This is a genomic window from Winogradskyella aurantia (assembly GCF_002266855.1).
Lineage (GTDB): Bacteria > Bacteroidota > Bacteroidia > Flavobacteriales > Flavobacteriaceae > Winogradskyella > Winogradskyella aurantia.
In genome coordinates this window covers 349,501-366,323 of record NZ_NGJN01000001.1, presented here as the reverse complement: position 1 = coordinate 366,323, position 16,823 = coordinate 349,501, and the positions used below count along the sequence as shown (strand labels likewise).

Sequence of the window (16,823 nt, the reverse complement as noted above, 5' to 3'; positions counted from 1 at the left end):
CTGTAAACTTTACAGCGCTTTTTTATTAATTTAACCTTATCTAAACGCTATTTAATTTTAATAGCGTAGCTTTGCATTAACTTAATAGCTTCACTTCCACTTGTATTAAGTTAATAAACAAAGTTGTCATTGCGCATTGCGCTGTGGAATCTATAATCTTTTAGATTCTGAAACAGGTTCAGAATGACACATATACATAATATGATTACAAATTAAATGACAAGAAAGAAAAAAAGGAAATCATCTAACAATAAGATTTCTAACCTCACAAATACAATTCTAAGTATTTTAAAAAAAGACAGAAACCAATCCTTTAATTATAAACAAATTGCTGCTAAACTTGGTGTTAATGATGCCAGTAGTCGCAATCAAATTATTAAAAAATTAGCACAACTAAAAGCAAAGCAAGAAATTGAAGAAGTAGAACGCGGCAAGTTCAAAGCCATTGTTACAACGGAATACCATATAGGTATTCTAGATATGTCTAGCAAAGGTAATGGCTATGTAATTTCTGACGATTTTGAGGACGATGTATTTATTGCCTCTAACAATATCAATAAAGCCTTAAATGGCGATGAGGTAGAGTTCTATGCGTACAAACGAAAACATAGAGGAAAACAAGAAGGTGAAATCACCAACATTATTAAACGGGCAAAATCAGAATATGTAGGAACTATACAAATTCACGATAAAAAGAATTTTGCTTTTGTGGTGCCCGACAGCACAAAAATGTATACGGACATATTTGTTCCAATCAATAAAATTAAAGGCGCTGAAAATGGGGATAAAGTATTAGTGTCTCTAGAAGATTGGCCAAAAAAAGCAGATTCACCTTATGGAAAAGTACTTCAGGTTTTAGGGAAACCGGGTGAACACAGTACAGAAATTCATGCTATTCTAGCGGAGTACGGTTTACCACTTGAATTCCCCCACGAGGTTGAGAATTATGCCAATCAATTAGATGTGTCAATAACCCAAGAAGAAATTGCAAAGCGCAGGGATATGCGCAAGGATTTAACCTTTACCATCGATCCAAAAGATGCCAAGGATTTTGATGATGCCTTATCCTTTAAAGTTCTGGAAAATGGGCTTTATGAAATTGGAATCCACATCGCAGATGTGTCGCATTACGTAAAACCAGATACAGTTTTAGATGATGAAGCCTATGAACGGGCCACTTCAATATATTTGGTAGATAGGGTAGTTCCTATGTTACCTGAACGCTTATCTAACGGCGCGTGCTCTTTACGACCCAATGAAGAGAAATATACCTTTTCAGCGGTGTTTAAAATGAACGATAAATGCGAGATAAAACACCAGTGGTTTGGTAGAACCGTAACTTATTCCGATGCGCGTTTTGCTTATGAAGAAGCTCAAGCCATCATAGAACGAAATGATAAATTGAGTGCAGTAGAAGTGCTTAAAAGCAAAGAGAAAATAGATACTACAGTTCCCCCTGAAGTATCGTTAACAGGTAAAGAATATAAGACCTCTTTAGACATTGCACAAGCTACCTTAACCTTAAACCATTTAGCCAAGAAAATGCGATCTAATCGCATGCGGGCAGGTGCTATTTCCTTTGATAAGGTTGAGGTAAAATTTAGTCTAGATGACGAAGCCAACCCAACAGGTGTATTTTTTAAGACGAGTAAGGACGCTAATAAGCTCATTGAGGAATTTATGTTGTTGGCCAATAAACGAGTAGCGGAATTCGTAGGAAAACAAACACCAAAAAAGACCTTTGTTTATCGTGTTCACGATGAGCCTGATGAGGCTAAGTTGGCTCAGTTACAAACCATAGTCGGTCGATTTGGTCATAAGCTCAATTTTAAGGATAGAAATAGTGTGGCTTCCTCCCTAAATAGGCTATTGTCTGATGTGGTAGGGAAAAAAGAACAAAACCTGGTAGATACCTTAACCATACGGACAATGTCTAAAGCAGAGTACACTACTCATAACATAGGTCATTATGGTCTAGCTTTTGATTATTACAGTCACTTTACCTCGCCCATAAGGCGTTATCCCGATGTCATGGTACATCGTTTGCTACAGCATTACCTAGACGGTGGTAAATCAGCTAATGAAGAGCTTTATGAAGAGAAGTGTAAACATTCTAGCAATATGGAATACTTAGCGACAAAAGCTGAGCGCGATTCCACTAAGTATATGCAAATTCGGTTTATGCAAGACCATAACGATGAGGAATTTTTAGGTGTAATTTCCGGTGTTACAGATTGGGGAATTTATATAGAGATTGTCTCCAATAAATGTGAAGGTATGGTGAGCGTTAGAGATATGAAAGATGATTTATACGATTTTGATCAAGATCATTATGCAATGGTAGGAAGGAAAACCCACACTATGTATCAACTTGGTGATGAGGTTATTGTTAAAGTTAAGAATACGGACTTGGTTAAAAAACATCTTGATTTTTATTTGGTAGGTAAAGCCGACTCTTAAATAGCCGTTATAATATAAGAAAATTATTTTTTAGACTTCTAATATTTAAAAGTTAGTAATTATGGATACTCGCTCTTGTCATAAATGCGGTTCAAATAAGATAATACCAGAAGTAAAAATCGTAGATTATGGACATATGAATCAAATGAGAGATTTATCTATCCATATAAAAACAACGGATAATATTTTCTTTAATAAATTTGAAAAAGGGCAACTCCAAGCAAACATCTGTGGGTCTTGTGGTAACGTTGAATTATCTGTACACAATCCTTATCAATTATGGGAAGCCTATTTAAAACATAAATCATTATGATATTAACAACAACCAATTCCATAGAGGGCTATAAAATAGTTGATTATCTTGGTATTGTAACCGGTGTTGCCATGCATGACGGGGTTATAGCATTAGGTTTTAGTATGTCTAAATACACAAAAAAAGTGCAGGACAGTGTTGATACCACCAAAGAAAAAGCATTTCAGCAGTTGCAAGAAAACGCAAAAAAATTAAAAGCAAACGCCGTAGTTGGCATTAAAGTTGAAATTGAGTTGACAACGAGTAATTATGCTATGGTTTCCGTAACGGGCACCGCGGTAAAAGTTGCCATCTAGATTTAGACTATCAATAACATAATAACATTAACTTCATGAAAAATTTAGTCTTGATAATTTTAGTTTTAATGGGTTTTGGAATCAACGCCCAGGAATCTATTGAAAAAACTACTGGAGCATTTTCTACAGTGAAAGTTTACGACTTAATCAATGTTAAGATGAAAAAGTCTAATGAAGATAAGGTTGTAATTTCTGGAAAGAACAGGAAAGATGTAGAGGTGGTAAACAAAAATGGTAAGCTTAAAATACGCATGAATATAGAAGAGTTGTACGACGGAAATGACACTGTCGTAATGCTCTACTACACGACAGTAGACGTGATTGATGCAAATGAAGGTGCGGTTGTTGAAGTGTTAGAGCCTATAGTACAATTTGAGATGGATTTAAAAACTCAAGAAGGGGCAGAAATCACTGCAGAGCTAAAGACATCTTATGCAAACATAAGAGCCGTTACCGGAGGAATTATAAATGTCACGGGTAGCTCAAAGAATCAAGATATTTCAATTTATACAGGAGGAATTTTTAATGGAAAGGATTTTGTGACCGAAAAAACGGAAGTAAGTGTAAATGCTGCTGGTGAAGCCTATATCAACGCCACTGAGCTGGTTGATGTTAGAATAAGGGCAGGTGGGGATGTCTTTATTTATGGCGACCCAAAACAGGTAGATGAAAGCAGTGTTTTTGGCGGTAGAATAAAGCGTATGTAAAATCCTTGTGGTTTTTCTATTTTTGTGTAAACTGCAATGATTACATGATTCACGATATCTTAAGAGCAATCCCATTTGGAATTATTTTGGCATTTACCGTTGGCCCTGTTTTTTTTGTTCTTCTAGAAACAAGTGCCACCAAAGGGTTTAAGAGCGCTATCATCTTTGATTTAGGCGTAATTCTAGCAGATATTGTTTTTATTCTTATTGCATTTTTCAGCACAAACAAGCTGGTTGAAAAAATCAAGGACGACCCAAATTTTTTGATTTTTGGTGGTGCGCTTTTAGTAGTTTATGGTATTATTTCTTTTATTAAAACATCAAACTCTTTTAGATCCATTGTTAGGGAGCACCAAAGAATCCATTTACCAAAAAAGGATTATGGTAAGCTTTTTATTAAAGGATTCTTGCTTAACTTTATAAATATAGGCGTTCTAATAGGTTGGCTTGGATTCATTGTCATTGGGACGTCATTAACAACTTCAGACGGTGGCACGTTGATTTTTATTGGCACAATGCTGATTACCTATTTTACAACAGATTTATTCAAAATTGCAGCGGCCAAGCGCCTAAAGAGTAAATTAACTCCAAAATTGGTTTTTAAAACTAAAAAAATCATCGCATTGGTTATTCTAGGTTTTGGGGTGCTTCTGCTTTCGCAAGGCTTATTTCCGGAGCTTTACGAGAAAGGAAAGGAACAAATAGAGAAGGTAAATCCCATTAACTAAAAAACCCTCAACGTGAGTAGAGGGTTTTTTGAGGCGTCTAGCGGATTCGAACCGCTGTACAAGGTTTTGCAGACCTTTGCCTAGCCACTCGGCCAAGACGCCAATTTATCCCGAACCAGCAGGATTCTTTAACAGAGAGCAAATATAAAAATATTTAGCCTTTTACACTACTTAGGGGTTTATTTTCGTCCTTGAGACATCTTTATGGTGACCATCTCAACATCGCCGCCAATCGGTGGGTTAATCTTACTTACCGACACGCTGGCTTTCTTGACTTTTTTATCCTCTTTAAAAATTCTATTTAAAATGCGTTTAGCTACGGTTTCAAGCAACTTTGAGGGTTTTGCCATTTCCTCCCTCACAACCTTATTTAAAAAAACATAATCAACAGTGTCCTTTAAAGCGTCTGTTTTTGCAGATTTTCTTAAATCTGCCTTCACTATTAAATCAACCCTATAATCACTACCTATGGCGGTTTCTTCTTTTAAGCAGCCATGGTGTGCAAAAAGGCGTATATTTTCAACTTTTATTATTCCCATGAAACAAAAGTAATACTACAAAGGTGTATTTTGACTTTAATATGAGAAAGAATTTTAAACGGAGTGGGCTAATTGGTGAATAAATCAAAAATATTACTTAAAGCACCTGTTTTAGCTTTAAAAAACTCAGTATAGGAACATCGTTTACAGGTTACGGATGTAAACTTTTTATTCTGAACATCGAATATTTTAGACCAGGTTCCACCGGTAGCTCTCATTTCGCCAACTTCGTAGGTAGTATTATCACATTTTGGGCATTTGTAAACCATTTGTTTTTTTAGATGTTTGATTCATTCTATAGGTAGAAAATACAAGACTTTTGTTACATTTTTGCGTAATTTTACGCATTAATTTTTATTGAATGTCAAACGAAACAAAATCACTCAATTTCATTGAGCACATTATAGAAGAGGACTTGGCGAATGGTATGCCCAAAGACAACTTACGATTTCGCTTTCCTCCAGAACCTAACGGGTATTTACATATTGGTCATACAAAGGCTATTGGTATTAGTTTTGGTTTGGGCGAAAAATATAATGTCCCTGTAAACCTTCGTTTTGATGATACCAATCCCTCTAAGGAAGAACAAGAATACGTAGATGCTATTAAGCGCGATATTGAATGGTTGGGCTATAAATGGGAGAATGAGCTTTATTCTTCAGACTACTTTCAAAAACTATATGACTGGGCCGTTATGCTTATCAAAGACGGTAAAGCCTATGTGGATAGCCAACCCTCCGAAGCCATTGCAAAGCAGAAGGGAACACCTACAGAACCCGGTACTAATAGCCCGTACAGAAACAGAAGCATAGAGGAAAATTTAGATTTGTTTAAGCGCATGAAAAATGGCGAGTTTCCTGCGGGATCTCACGTATTGCGCGCTAAGATTGACATGGAAGACCCCAACATGTTGATGCGAGACCCTATAATGTACCGCATTATGTATGCCCACCATCATAGAACGGGTGATGATTGGTGTATTTATCCTATGTACGATTGGACCCATGGTGAAAGCGATTATATTGAGCAAATTTCACACTCTCTCTGTTCTTTGGAGTTTAAACCACACAGAAAACTTTACAATTGGTTTAGGGACAATGTCTATGAGTATAGCAAGGACAATCTGCCATTGCCACCTAAACAACGTGAATTTGCACGATTAAATTTAAGTTATACTATTATGAGTAAGCGTAAATTGTTACGCTTGGTCGAAGAAGGGATAGTTTCTGGTTGGGACGATCCAAGAATGCCTACAATTTCTGGGCTTCGCAGAAGAGGCTACACACCGAACGCTATTCGGCAATTTATCCAAAGGGTGGGAGTCGCCAAGCGTGAAAATGTAATAGATGTATCCTTGCTAGAATTTTGCATTCGTGAGGATTTGAATAAGTCAGCGAACCGAGTTATGGCGGTGCTAGACCCGGTTAAGATAGTTATCACTAACTACCCTGAAGACAAGGTAGAATGGTTAGATGCCGAGAATAATCAAGAGGACGAATCTGCAGGTTACAGAAAGGTGCCCTTTTCTAGGGCGATTTATATCGAAAAAGAAGATTTTAAGGAAGAAGCCGGAAATAAGTTTTTTAGGTTAAAGCTTGGAGGTGAGGTGCGCTTAAAGAACGCGTATATTATTAAGGCAAATAGTGTGGTTAAGGATGATAAAGGGGAAATCACAGAAATACACTGTACCTACGACACCGATACGGATAAAAAAGTCAAAGGCACTTTGCACTGGGTATCTATACAACATGCCATTACAGCCGAAATAAGAGAATATGACCGCTTGTTTATGCACGAATCTCCAGACGGTGATAAGGACAAAGATTTTATGGAATTCTTAAATCCTAATTCACTCAACATTAAAACAGGATACTTAGAACCAGGCCTATCTAATGCAAAGCCGGGCGAACGCTTTCAATTTCAGCGCTTAGGCTATTTTGTTGTAGATGAAGATTCCCAAGAAGGGAAATTGGTATTTAACAAAACGGTTGGCTTAAGGGATAGTTGGGCCAAACAAAAGCCTAAACCTAAAAACGATAGACCCAAAAGACAAACACAGCAAAAATCAGCTATCAGCGTTATTCAACAATTAGGTAAGAAATACACCAATCTACCTGAAGATAAACAAGCCAAGGCAAAGGCGGAGATAAAAGCTTTGGCCAAGAATGTTTCATATGATGAATTAGAGCCGTTATTTGTCACTGCGGTAAAAAAAGCAGGCACACGTATAGCTGTCATGATAACTCTAAAGGAGCTTCTTAAAAACGGACTAGAACGTAATGAGGCTATTAATGACTTTGTCGCTAAAGCCTTAGAGGATAAAAACCAACTCCTAGTAGCTGAGGCTTCAGAGATTTAACAAAAATTTTGAAATATCTCACAATCAATTAGTTATATTTTATAATCATTAAATGAGTATAAGATATGAAGGACACAAAAGATGTATTAACGGAAATCTCTAGCACACTAAGGGAGATTGAGGATAAGTATCCCGAACTTCAAAAATATTTAGACGAAACAAGGAATACGTTGCCCTCAGGCCCTGAAGGTAACACCGAACTGAATAAAGACGATTTACAAACCTATCTCGATAATCTTAAGGAGATGGTAGAAAATTACAAGAAAGAACATTAATTACGGCCTTACACGTCTGTGATATTAAATCGTGAGGTTTTTTTGTACATTTATTAAGTACTAACTCTTAAATCTCAATCGATTATGGAATATCCAATTAATCCCATTGCCATTCCCCTAGCCGCTATTGCGGCCTTATTTATTGGAGCTGTTTGGTACAATCCAAAAATAGGTTTTGGAAATGTATGGATGAAAGCCTCTGGAATGACCGAAGAAAAAATGAAGAGTGGAAAAATAGCTGTTATTTTTGGCTTAACCCTTGTTTTTTCAACGCTCTTGGCGATTTTACTTATGCAGTTCACCAACCACCAATTTGGTGCCTTCGGTATGATTGGGGCTAATCCAGAATTGGCCAAGCCTTCTTTTGAGGTTTTTATGAATGATTATGGCAACGCCTTCAGAACTTTTAAACATGGCGCCCTACACGGTGCCCTATTTGGTGTTTTTGGCGCTCTGCCTATAATTGGAACCATTGCCCTTTTTGAGCGGAAGAGCGCAACATACATCTTTGTAAATTCCGGGTATTGGATTGTTACAACAACCGTAATGGGCGCGATACTATGCGGACTTTAAAAGTGCAACACCATATATGACTTGATAGCCCTATACCATAAAGGAAAAAAGAAATTCTAGCTTAGAACTACTTGTTATTCTTCTTTGTTTTTGGCATTTTTCATGGCCTCACCAATTTGGTTGCTGGCTGTAAAACTAGCGACCATATCGTTGAGCATATTGCTTCCAGCTTGTGGCGAATTGGGCAATAGTATCAAGTTGCTATTGGTTTCTCCGCCAATAGCTTGAAGTGTATCATAGTGTTGCGTTACTACTATAAGAGCCGAAGCTTCTTGAGAATTTATCCCAACTTTATTGAGGACCTCAACGGATTCCTCTAAACCTCGTGCTATTTCCCGGCGTTGATCGGCTATACCTTGGCCTTGAAGGCGCTTACTTTCAGCTTCGGCCTTTGCTTTTTCTACGATGAGGATACGGGCCGCATCACCTTCAAATTGAGCAGCTATCTTTTCACGTTCAGAGGCGTTAATCCTGTTCATAGCGGCCTTTACCTGGGCATCCGGATCAATATCTGTCACCAAGGTTTTAATGATGTCATAGCCATATTCAGACATGTATTCCTGTAGTTCGCGCTTCACGGCTATAGCAATGTCATCTTTTTTAACAAAGACATCATCCAATTTCATTTTTGGAACTTCGGCACGCACCACATCAAAAACAAAGGAGGTAATTTGATCGTGAGGATTTTCTAACTTATAAAACGCATCATACACCTGTCCTCTTAAGACCACAAATTGAACGGAAACCTTGATTTTTACAAAAACATCATCCAATGTTTTCGTTTCAATTAACACGTCTAACTGTTGGATTTTTAGACTAAGTCTTCCGGCAATGCGGTCTACCAATGGAATCTTCATCTGAAGACCCGATTGGCGAATACTTTGAAATCTACCAAAACGTTCAATAATCGCAGCGGTTTGTTGTTTTACAATAAAGAACGAGGATATTAAGATAATAAGCCCGAAAAAAATAATTGGAATTAAAATAATTTTGCCCATGACAACTGGTTTTACGGTTAACGAATATATAGTGTTAAATGTAATTAATATTAATTATTTTGTTAGGTTTGTTAACAACAGCTCTAAATCAAAATGAAAAATAATAAGCACTTCCTATTAGTAGCGTTTTGTATAGTATTTGTTACACTAGGCTATAGTCAGCACGGCCGTTATAAGATTAGAAATGGCATCGGTCTTCAAGGCGGTATAACCCAATTTGACATTATCACGGATAACTTTAAAACTAAGTCCAATACGGGCTACCTAGGAGGCCTTACGGCTTGGGTAGACATTCCGCATAAATGGTATAACGTGAGCTATAATATTGCGCTTTCTGAGAATAATTTAGATATCAGCGCAAGACCGGCCGCAACCAGTATAGATGAGTTTATTGAGTATAAACTGCTTACCGTTCAGTTATCGTTTTTAATTCACGCTAAATTAATTGGCAATTATCTCACCTTAGATGCAGGTCCGATGCTACAATACAACAGTGACTTAGAGCTAAAAGACGATTCGAAAGAAGGCTATATTGTTACTAATTTCAATAATATCTCGGCAGAGGACATTACAGGTATTTCACGTTTTAATATTAATGGTGCGGTTGGCCTCTCTGCGGGTTTTGGCCGGTTTTCATTAAAAGCCCAATACATCTATGGCCTTACCAATATCCTTGGAAGGTTAAATGATAAGGATTTTAATGAAGCAGGGAATAGTCCTGATTTTAAAGGGAATCAATCTATGTTGGCCTTCACTGCTTTATTGATTTTTTAGTAAGATTAAAAAGTACAAATTGCTGGGTTAAGACAGGTCACCAATTCCTTTAACTAATCTGTCAATGCGCCTTACGGTTTCGTGCTTTCCTATTAAGAACATAATTTCAAAAACATCAGGTCCCTGCAGGGCACCAACCAAAGCGACTCGCAAGGGCATCATTACCTTTCCAAAGCTGATGTTGTTTTCGTTAATCCAGGCTTTTAATTTAACCTGAAGGTTTTCAACCGTAAATTCCTTTGTTGCCGTAATAATGTCAATGACGCCCTGCATTAATTCAGGGGTTTCCTCTTTTAATGCCTTTTTAGAAGCTTTTTCATCATAAGATTCCGGAGCTACAAAAAAGTAATGGCTTAAGTCCCAAAAATCATTAACAAAGGTTGCCCGTTCTTTTATTAAACCAACCACAAGAGCAATGTAGTTAAGGTCAATATCTTGGAGCTCCGGCTTCAGCTTCTTAAATGACTGCGCCAAATCCAAGTCTAATTGCTGCTGCATATAGTGATGGTTAAACCATTTGGTCTTGTCTGGATCAAACCGCGCACCACCTTTATTTACCTTGGTTAAATCAAAGCTATCAATTAATTCCTCTAAGCTAAAAATTTCTTGTTCCGTTCCGGGATTCCAACCAAGAAAGGCCAGAAAATTTACTACGGCCTCAGGAAAATAACCCTCTTCCTTATAACCGTTTGAGGTTTCTCCTGTTTTTGGGTCCGTCCATTCTAAGGGAAATACAGGAAACCCTAACTTATCACCATCACGCTTGCTAAGTTTACCTTTTCCAGTGGGCTTAAGGATTAATGGTAAATGAGCAAATTTGGGAGGTTCCCACCCGAAAGCATCATATAATAATTTATGCAGCGCCAGTGACGGCAACCACTCTTCTCCACGTATCACATGGGTAATGTGCATTAAATGGTCGTCTACGATATTGGCCAAATGGTATGTGGGCATACCATCACTTTTAAACAACACCTTGTCATCTAGAATATTGGTATCAATGGAAATATCCCCACGAATAACATCCTTAAGGTGAAGGGTCTGATTTTCTGGCGCCTTAAATCGAATGACATAATCTTCACCAGCCTCTATTTTAGATTGGGTTTCGGCATTAGACAGAACCAATGAATTAACCAAGCGACCTTTTTCTCGGTTATGCCAATTATATATAAAGGTTTTCCCCTTAGATTCATGGTCTTTTCTGTGAGCATCAAGCTGCTCAGCCGTATCAAATGCATAATAAGCTTTACCCTCTGCTATAAGTTGGTCGGCATAGTTCTTATATAAATGTTTGCGTTCACTTTGACGGTAAGGGCCATAGGTCTCATTCTTGCCTGGGCCTTCACTATACGGTATACCACACCAATTTAGAGCGTCGGTAATATATTGTTCAGCGCTTTCAACATAACGATTTTGATCGGTGTCCTCTATGCGAAGAATAAACTCGCCTTGGTGTTGTTTTGCAAATAAATAGTTGAATAAGGCGGTTCTGACACCACCAATATGTAAAGGGCCTGTTGGGCTTGGCGCAAAGCGCACGCGTACTTTTTGAGACATAATACAGAGGTAATATTAATGGATTTCTAAACGATTACTCCATTTATGGACAACGTATTTTTTCAGAATCCTCGGCAAAGATACTTTGATATGTATAGAGAACAAAGAAAATGCAATCTAAGATAGAATCATTTCCTTTGGAACACGTTTGTTCATTATTTGGAACCACAACGGCGGTATGAGAGAAATTACCATAGAGGTGGGATAGCCAAAAGGCATTTGCGGACTCTCCTCGTGACAATCTAAAATTTGGTATTTTTTGTTTGCTCTATAATGGTGGTCACTGTGGCGCGTAAGCTCATATAACACTATGCGCCCTATGACGTGGTTGGAATTCCAGGAATGAATTTCTTTAACGCGTTCGTATCGTCCTGATTTTGTTGGCAAACGCATTAACCCGTAGTGCTCAATGTAGTTTACGGTTTCAAGAAGCAAAAAGCCAACGATACCAGCAACCAAAGCAAAGATTAAGCCAGACGCTCCAAATATAAGGTACACTACAAAAAGATAAGTGAGCTGAAATACGGTGTACCATAGCATGTCGTTCTTAAAGGAAAAAAAGCGCTGATTATTGTTTTTTAACAGTTGCTTCTGTATGCGCCAGGCATTAAAATACTGCCTTATGGTAGACGTAAACCAAAATGAATAAACACTTTGATTGTACCTAGCAGTTGCTGGGTCTTCAGGCGTTGCAGCGTGCAAATGATGCCCATAATTATGCTCAATATAAAAATGCATGTAGAATGACGGTAAAAGTAAGGCCTTTCCGACGAAACGTTCGTTGCTGGACTGTCTGTGTCCCAATTCGTGTCCAACATTTATACCGTTAACGCCCAATACAATGCCAAGCGAAACCATTAAACCTATAGATTCATATGATTCAAGAGGAACTTGGGCCACAAGGTAAAGGGCATAAATCAAGAGCCCATAGACTACAGGCAGATTGAGGTATAGCAACCAATCAAATAGTTTTTGTCTTACTCTTTTTTCAGTATCTTCGCTATCCAAGTTTGTATTATCCAAAGGAAATATAAGCTCTAAAATTGGGATACAAACAAATGCAAAAATAGGAGTAGCCCACACCCAATATCCTTTTAAATAGAGCCCTAAAAAGGCCATTAATGGAATGGAGAAAGCCGCTAAGTATTTTAAGTCCTTCATTAAAGTGATGAAACTTCAACAATCACGAATTCGAAATTAACAGAATCTTACCAAATTTAAAGAAATATCAATTAAAATAAAATCGTAGATTGGAGTGTTATTTTAGCATATGAGCAATTTTGAAACAGTAAAACATAAATTAGAGCAATTCATAACTAAATATTACAGTAATGAACTGCTAAAAGGATCTATTTTGTTTTTTGCAGCGGGTTTGCTCTATTTCTTTTTTACGCTTTTTCTTGAATATATGCTGTGGTTGAGCCCAACCGCAAGAACGGTATTGTTTTGGCTATTTATCTGTGTTGAATCCACATTATTTATCAAGTTTATCGCAGTGCCACTGCTTCAATTATTTAAACTCAGGAACGGAATAAATCACGAGAAGGCGTCAAAGCTTATTGGTAGTCATTTTCCAGAGGTAAGTGATAAGCTCTTAAACTTGCTGCAACTGAATCAGAACCAAAAACAATCAGATTTGGTTATTGCTAGTATTGAGCAAAAGTCGCTACAGTTAAAGCCTATACCGTTTACTTCTGCTATAAATTTTAAGTCGAATGTTAAGTATTTAAAATACGCGGCAATTCCGGTTTTAATTGTTTTGCTTTCGTGGTTTTCAGGCAAAACGGATTGGTTTAGTGATGGTTACGAGCGTGTAGTCAATTATCAAACAGCGTACGAGCCTCCGGCTCCCTTTCAGTTTTTTGTTCTAAACGAGTCATTAGTTGGTATTGAGGGTAAAGATTTCAGATTAAAAGTGTCTGTGGCCGGAGAGGTAATCCCTGAAAATGTTCAAATAGAGTTTAATAGCCAAACCTATTACCTTCAGCCACTTGGAGAGGGTGAATTTCAATATGTGTTCAATTTGCCCAAATCTTCTATTGAGTTTAAATTATCAGCAAACGAAGTAAGGTCCAGGCCCTATACTCTTAAGGTTTTAAGCACACCGAATTTGGTGAATTTTGAAATGGAACTCAATTACCCAAAACACACTGGCAAGAGAGATGAGGTTTTAAAAAGTACGGGTTCAGCAGTTGTTCCTGAAGGTACTACTGTGACTTGGAGAGCATTGACTAAGTCTACAACGCGCGTTAATATCTATGCTGAAGATTCATTAGCCTTTACGCTTAGTAAAGCCAATGTTTTTGAGTCATCAAAGCGTATATTTAAAAACTTTGAATATACCTTAACAACTAGTAATGAGAGTTTAACAGATTATGAGAATTTAGCATTTAATATAGCTGTTATTAAAGACGTATATCCAGAGTTAAAAGTTGAAGTACAAAAAGATTCGCTGGATGAACAAAGCTTATACTTTTATGGTCAAGCTAGTGATGATTATGGGCTTAGTAGACTTCAGTTGGTCTATTACCCCACTAACAATGACTCAGAAAAAACCATTGTACCAATAGCTATCTCTACATCGAATTTTGGGGATTTTGTAAGTGCATTCCCGGATGAATTTAATCTAGAAAAGGGTGTCAGTTATGAATTGTATTTTGAAATTTTTGATAATGACGTCCTGCACAACTACAAAAAGACTAAAAGCCCTGTATTTAGCTATAGAAAATTAACGGAAGACGAAGAGCAACAAAAGCAGCTTCAAGAACAGAATGAGACTATTAACGATATCAATAGCACTTTTGAAAAACTTCAGGAACAAAATGAAACCCTAGAAGAGTTTTCGAAGACCCAAAAGGAAAAGGAGCAGTTAAATTTCAATGATAAGAAGAAATTTGAAGAGTTCCTAAAGCGTCAGAAGCAACAAGAACAGTTGATGAAGAACTTTAATAAAAAGCTCCAAGACAACCTTGAAAAATTCCAAAACGAAAAGACTGAAAAAGATGATTTTAAAGAGGATTTAAAAGAGCGACTTAAGGAAAACGAAGCCCAGCTAAAGGAAGACGAAAAATTACTAAAAGAGCTAGAGGAGTTTAAGGAAAAGATAGATAAAGAGGAATTTACACAAAAGCTTGAGGAATTAGCGAAACAGAATAAGAATAAAAAACGCAGCATGAAACAACTTTTGGAGTTAACCAAAAGATTTTATGTGATGAAAAAGGCGGAGAAGTTGGCTAGCCAATTAGATGAATTATCTGAAAAGCAAGAAGAGCTTTCAAAAAAGGATAATGAAAATATAAGCTCATCCCAAGAAAAATTAAACAAAGCTTTTAAGGATATACAAAAAGATATTGATGAGTTAAAACAAGAAGATAGGCGTTTACAAAACCCCATGGACATACCAAGAGATGAATTTTTGGAAAGCGAAATAAATTATGACCAAAACGAAGCAAAAAAGGCCCTAGAGGAAAAAGAGGCTCAGAATAGTAAACAACAAGCCCAAGAGGAATTAAAAAAGGCTCAAAAAAGACAGAAGCAGGCGGCTAAGAAAATAAAGAAGATCGGTGAGATGATGGAGCAAATGGCTTCAGGTGGAGGAGGCGGTGGTAATCAAATGGCCGAGGATATAGATATGCTACGCCAGATATTAGAAAACTTACTTTTGTATTCCTTTGATCAAGAAAAACTTATGAGCACTTTTGACCGTATTGATATTGACAATAATAAATACGGAAAGTACATCATAGAGCAAAGTAATCTAAGGGAGCACTTTGAGCACATTGACGATAGTTTATTTGCCTTATCGTTGCGCCAACCTAAGCTGTCGGAACGTGTCAATACCCAAATAACTGACGTTTACTTTAATATAGACAAGGCGCTTGGCTTGTTAACTGAAAATAGGTTGTACCAAGGAGTGGCTGCACAACAATATGCTGTAACCGCTAGTAATGAATTAGCAAGTTTTTTAAGTGATGTATTGGATAATATGGAAATGTCAATGAACCCATCTCAAGGTTCGGGCAGCGGACAGGGCATGCAACTTCCGGATATCATTAAAACTCAAGAAGAAATTAAAAAGGAATTGGAGAAGGGTATTCAAAAGTCTGAGAAAGGCGAAGAGGGTCAAGAAGGGGAAAAAGGAAACAAAGAGAAAGGCAAGGATGGCAAAGAAGGTGAGGGTAATCAGCCTGAGAATGGCAGTAAGCAAGGCCAAGAAGGAGAGCAAGGTCAAGAGGGTAAGCAGGGAGGTGAGAAAGGTCAAGATGGTGAAACAGGCAAAGACGGTAATCAAGAGGGAAATGGTAAAAATGAAGGCGAGAATGGTGAGAACGGAAAGAATGGTAAAAGTGGTACAGATGGCAGCGACGGTCCAGAAAACAAAGATGGTTATGGACAAGGTGGAAATGAGGAACAGAACGCTGAACTATATAAGATTTACCAGAAACAGCAACAATTGCGTCAGGCACTTGAGGATAAGTTGGTAAAGGAGGGGAACATTCAATCTGCCGGGCAGTTAATAAAGCAAATGGAGGATATAGAATTGGATTTGTTAAATTATGGATTTACCAATCAAACTCTTCAAAAGATGATGGATTTACAACACCAGTTATTAAAAATGGAGAACGCTACGTTTTTGCAAGGAGAGGATTCTAAAAGACAGTCGAAAACCAATAAAGATGAGTTTAATGCGGGTCAATCTAGTCAGATTCCTACTGCGAAACAATATTTCAATACTACAGAAATTTTAAATCGGCAAGTATTACCTCTGAAGAGCCATCTTAAGAAAAAAATTCAAACCTATTTTAAGAATAAGGATGATTAGTTTTAACTATGAAATTGATTTTGGCTTAAATGATGAAGACAAATGGTCACAGTGGATTGAGCAGGCCATATTGGATGAATCTTGTAAACTAGGCGAGATAAATTTTATTTTTTGTTCAGATGCTTATTTGTTAGAGCTAAATGTTGAGTATTTAAATCACGACACGTATACTGATATTATTAGTTTTGATTATTCAGTAGGAAAAGAACTACATGGCGATATTTATATTTCTCTTGAAAGAGTAAAGGAAAATGCTAAAGTGTTTGGCGTCACTCTTGAAAACGAATTAGGTCGTGTCATGATTCATGGGGTACTTCATTTGTGTGGTTATAAAGATAAATCTGGGTCTGAGAAAAAATTAATGCGTAGCAAAGAAAATTTCTACTTAGTGAAACGTTCGTAATTGTGACGTTTTCATTTTA

The 16,823-nt window shown here is 37.2% G+C and carries 16 protein-coding genes and 1 tRNA gene; 11 read left to right on the top strand and 6 right to left on the bottom strand.

Annotation, left to right across the window (positions count from 1 at the left end):
* The first annotated feature begins 216 nt into the window (after positions 1-216).
* The 5 genes from CA834_RS01710 (at position 217) to CA834_RS01690 (ending at position 4,504) form a co-directional block, all read left to right on the top strand.
* Positions 217-2,460: a ribonuclease R family protein gene (locus tag CA834_RS01710; protein ID WP_094966931.1), complete on the top strand. Its 2,244-nt coding sequence runs from the start codon at positions 217-219 to the stop codon at positions 2,458-2,460.
* 61 nt (positions 2,461-2,521) lie between these two features.
* On the top strand, positions 2,522-2,773 hold the full coding sequence (locus tag CA834_RS01705) for a hypothetical protein (protein WP_094966930.1): 252 nt from the start codon (positions 2,522-2,524) through the stop codon (positions 2,771-2,773).
* Positions 2,770-3,069 (top strand): YbjQ family protein, encoded by a 300-nt coding sequence (locus CA834_RS01700; RefSeq protein WP_094966929.1) that lies wholly within the window; start codon positions 2,770-2,772, stop codon positions 3,067-3,069. Before CA834_RS01705 ends, CA834_RS01700 begins: the two co-directional genes overlap by 4 nt.
* Before the next feature lie 35 nt (positions 3,070-3,104).
* Complete coding sequence (locus CA834_RS01695; RefSeq protein WP_165764737.1) at positions 3,105-3,776, top strand: head GIN domain-containing protein; 672 nt, start codon at positions 3,105-3,107, stop codon at positions 3,774-3,776.
* Between the two features lie 44 nt (positions 3,777-3,820).
* Positions 3,821-4,504, top strand: a complete 684-nt coding sequence (locus tag CA834_RS01690; protein WP_094966928.1) for a LysE family translocator — start codon at positions 3,821-3,823, stop codon at positions 4,502-4,504.
* A gap of 31 nt (positions 4,505-4,535) precedes the next feature.
* Here CA834_RS01690 and CA834_RS01685 read toward each other — a convergent pair.
* The 3 genes from CA834_RS01685 to CA834_RS01675 all read right to left on the bottom strand — a co-directional run bounded on the left by CA834_RS01685 (position 4,536) and on the right by CA834_RS01675 (position 5,312).
* Positions 4,536-4,606, bottom strand: a tRNA-Cys gene (locus CA834_RS01685).
* A 77-nt stretch (positions 4,607-4,683) separates the two neighbouring features.
* Positions 4,684-5,043, bottom strand: coding sequence for a dihydroneopterin aldolase (gene folB, locus CA834_RS01680; protein ID WP_094966927.1), 360 nt, complete (start codon positions 5,041-5,043; stop codon positions 4,684-4,686).
* A gap of 68 nt (positions 5,044-5,111) precedes the next feature.
* Positions 5,112-5,312, bottom strand: a complete 201-nt coding sequence (locus tag CA834_RS01675) for a zinc ribbon domain-containing protein (RefSeq protein ID WP_094966926.1) — start codon at positions 5,310-5,312, stop codon at positions 5,112-5,114.
* Between the two features lie 92 nt (positions 5,313-5,404).
* On the opposite strand from CA834_RS01675, the gene CA834_RS01670 reads away from it, so the two are divergent.
* From CA834_RS01670 to CA834_RS01660, 3 genes are all read left to right on the top strand, one after another.
* On the top strand, positions 5,405-7,402 hold the full coding sequence (locus CA834_RS01670) for a glutamine--tRNA ligase/YqeY domain fusion protein (RefSeq protein ID WP_094966925.1): 1,998 nt from the start codon (positions 5,405-5,407) through the stop codon (positions 7,400-7,402).
* Between the two features lie 65 nt (positions 7,403-7,467).
* Positions 7,468-7,677: a hypothetical protein gene (locus CA834_RS01665; protein WP_094966924.1), complete on the top strand. Its 210-nt coding sequence runs from the start codon at positions 7,468-7,470 to the stop codon at positions 7,675-7,677.
* Between the two features lie 84 nt (positions 7,678-7,761).
* Positions 7,762-8,250 (top strand): DUF1761 domain-containing protein, encoded by a 489-nt coding sequence (locus CA834_RS01660; protein WP_094966923.1) that lies wholly within the window; start codon positions 7,762-7,764, stop codon positions 8,248-8,250.
* A 74-nt stretch (positions 8,251-8,324) separates the two neighbouring features.
* Here the strand turns inward: CA834_RS01660 and CA834_RS01655 are convergent, their stop codons facing one another.
* A complete protein-coding gene (locus CA834_RS01655; RefSeq protein WP_094966922.1) occupies positions 8,325-9,248 on the bottom strand; it encodes an SPFH domain-containing protein in 924 nt (307 codons plus the stop codon).
* A gap of 93 nt (positions 9,249-9,341) precedes the next feature.
* Between CA834_RS01655 and CA834_RS01650 the strand changes: the two genes are divergently transcribed.
* Positions 9,342-10,022, top strand: a complete 681-nt coding sequence (locus tag CA834_RS01650) for a hypothetical protein (protein ID WP_094966921.1) — start codon at positions 9,342-9,344, stop codon at positions 10,020-10,022.
* A gap of 27 nt (positions 10,023-10,049) precedes the next feature.
* Here CA834_RS01650 and gltX read toward each other — a convergent pair whose 3' ends face one another.
* Together gltX and CA834_RS01640 are read right to left on the bottom strand one after the other, a co-directional pair.
* A complete protein-coding gene (gene gltX / locus CA834_RS01645) occupies positions 10,050-11,579 on the bottom strand; it encodes a glutamate--tRNA ligase (protein ID WP_094966920.1) in 1,530 nt (509 codons plus the stop codon).
* Between the two features lie 117 nt (positions 11,580-11,696).
* Positions 11,697-12,740: an alkane 1-monooxygenase gene (locus tag CA834_RS01640; protein ID WP_094966919.1), complete on the bottom strand. Its 1,044-nt coding sequence runs from the start codon at positions 12,738-12,740 to the stop codon at positions 11,697-11,699.
* A 109-nt stretch (positions 12,741-12,849) separates the two neighbouring features.
* Here CA834_RS01640 and CA834_RS01635 point away from each other — a divergent pair, with 109 nt between their 5' ends.
* Both CA834_RS01635 and ybeY read left to right on the top strand, forming a co-directional pair.
* On the top strand, positions 12,850-16,401 hold the full coding sequence (locus CA834_RS01635) for a DUF4175 family protein (RefSeq protein WP_094966918.1): 3,552 nt from the start codon (positions 12,850-12,852) through the stop codon (positions 16,399-16,401).
* Positions 16,394-16,804 (top strand): rRNA maturation RNase YbeY, encoded by a 411-nt coding sequence (gene ybeY, locus CA834_RS01630; RefSeq protein WP_094966917.1) that lies wholly within the window; start codon positions 16,394-16,396, stop codon positions 16,802-16,804. The genes CA834_RS01635 and ybeY overlap by 8 nt, the downstream gene beginning before the upstream one ends.
* Positions 16,805-16,823: the final 19 nt, after the last annotated feature.

Excerpts from the sequence above, each read along its gene's own strand:
- ybeY (WP_094966917.1), top strand. The coding sequence starts at position 16,394 with ATGATTAGTTTTAACTATGAAATTGATTTTGGCTTAAATGATGAAGAC.
- CA834_RS01670 (WP_094966925.1), top strand. The coding sequence starts at position 5,405 with ATGTCAAACGAAACAAAATCACTCAATTTCATTGAGCACATTATAGAA.
- CA834_RS01650 (WP_094966921.1), top strand. The coding sequence starts at position 9,342 with ATGAAAAATAATAAGCACTTCCTATTAGTAGCGTTTTGTATAGTATTT.
- gltX (WP_094966920.1), bottom strand. The coding sequence starts at position 11,579 with ATGTCTCAAAAAGTACGCGTGCGCTTTGCGCCAAGCCCAACAGGCCCT.
- CA834_RS01695 (WP_165764737.1), top strand. The coding sequence starts at position 3,105 with ATGAAAAATTTAGTCTTGATAATTTTAGTTTTAATGGGTTTTGGAATC.
- CA834_RS01700 (WP_094966929.1), top strand. The coding sequence starts at position 2,770 with ATGATATTAACAACAACCAATTCCATAGAGGGCTATAAAATAGTTGAT.
- folB (WP_094966927.1), bottom strand. The coding sequence starts at position 5,043 with ATGGGAATAATAAAAGTTGAAAATATACGCCTTTTTGCACACCATGGC.
- CA834_RS01675 (WP_094966926.1), bottom strand. The coding sequence starts at position 5,312 with ATGGTTTACAAATGCCCAAAATGTGATAATACTACCTACGAAGTTGGC.
- CA834_RS01665 (WP_094966924.1), top strand. The coding sequence starts at position 7,468 with ATGAAGGACACAAAAGATGTATTAACGGAAATCTCTAGCACACTAAGG.
- CA834_RS01705 (WP_094966930.1), top strand. The coding sequence starts at position 2,522 with ATGGATACTCGCTCTTGTCATAAATGCGGTTCAAATAAGATAATACCA.
- CA834_RS01655 (WP_094966922.1), bottom strand. The coding sequence starts at position 9,248 with ATGGGCAAAATTATTTTAATTCCAATTATTTTTTTCGGGCTTATTATC.
- CA834_RS01635 (WP_094966918.1), top strand. The coding sequence starts at position 12,850 with ATGAGCAATTTTGAAACAGTAAAACATAAATTAGAGCAATTCATAACT.
- CA834_RS01660 (WP_094966923.1), top strand. The coding sequence starts at position 7,762 with ATGGAATATCCAATTAATCCCATTGCCATTCCCCTAGCCGCTATTGCG.
- CA834_RS01690 (WP_094966928.1), top strand. The coding sequence starts at position 3,821 with ATGATTCACGATATCTTAAGAGCAATCCCATTTGGAATTATTTTGGCA.
- CA834_RS01640 (WP_094966919.1), bottom strand. The coding sequence starts at position 12,740 with ATGAAGGACTTAAAATACTTAGCGGCTTTCTCCATTCCATTAATGGCC.
- CA834_RS01710 (WP_094966931.1), top strand. The coding sequence starts at position 217 with ATGACAAGAAAGAAAAAAAGGAAATCATCTAACAATAAGATTTCTAAC.